The organism is Acidovorax sp. KNOB132 (assembly GCF_057541515.1).
Window position 1 is genome coordinate 1 of the sequence record NZ_BAAJYT010000585.1, and the last position, 912, is coordinate 912.

Genomic DNA, 912 nt, shown 5'->3' on the forward strand with positions numbered 1-912 from the left:
TCGTGGGCCCTGGCGGTGGCGTTGCTGCATGCCGCATCCCGGCGCTGGACGCTGACGGTGCAGGACGCCGGCCTGATCGTGCAGCGCCGCTCCTGGCTGTGGTCGCACGCGCGGGTGGTGCCGGGCGAGGCCACCCAGGCCCTGGTCCGCGCGCTGCAACGGGTCACGGGCAGCGGCCCCAGCGAAGAGGCCTACTTCGCGCTGTACGCGCCGGTGCCCGAAGGGGGCCGCGTGCACCTCACGCCCGGCATCGCCGGCACCGAGGCCGCCACGGCCGTGGGCCAGGCGATCGCCCAGGCCTGGCGGGTCCGTCAGGGCCATTTCACCCCCGGATCGCAGCGGCCCGCGTTGACGGGCCACTCGCGCCCGACCTGGGGCGCCCTGGCCGCGCTGGCTGTGCTGGCGTGGTGCCTGTGGGGCGGTTAGTCCGCGGTCAGAACGTGTGCCTGGCCGTGAGCGTGACGTGGCGCGGCGCGCCGGGCACCACCCACACGCGGTTGTAGGCGCTGGCGTAATAGCGCTTGTCGAACGCGTTGTCCACCTGCAGCGACAGGCGCAGCGCGGGCCCTGCCTGCCAGTGCGCCAGCAGCCGCATGGTGGTGTAGGCGGGCAGCCGGGGCGATCCGGCATCGCCCGTGCGCTCGCCCACGTGCGTGAGCCCGCCCCCGAGGCCGACGGTGTGCCCGCCCGCTCCGCCGACGCTGCACTCGGCTACACCGTAGATCAAGTTGTCCATGACTATGGCGACCTGTGTCAGGCAATCACTGATCTCGCCGTTGAACGTGACGCCCCATTTTCGGTAGACCATTTCCGTACGCTGAACCGCTGCCTGGACAATGCCATCGCCGATGCAGTGACCGAATTTGCTGCCCAGCGCGACGTCGAAGTGGCAAGACGGCAGGTCGAGGATGA

Annotated in this window: 2 pseudogenes; both read left to right on the forward strand. The window is 71.3% G+C overall.

Annotated features, from left to right (window positions below):
* A pseudogene (locus AC27IO_RS24820) lies at positions 1–426 on the forward strand (ankyrin repeat domain-containing protein); the annotation flags it as partial.
* 115 nt (positions 427–541) lie between these two features.
* Positions 542–912 (forward strand): annotated as a pseudogene (locus AC27IO_RS24825) (hypothetical protein); the annotation flags it as partial.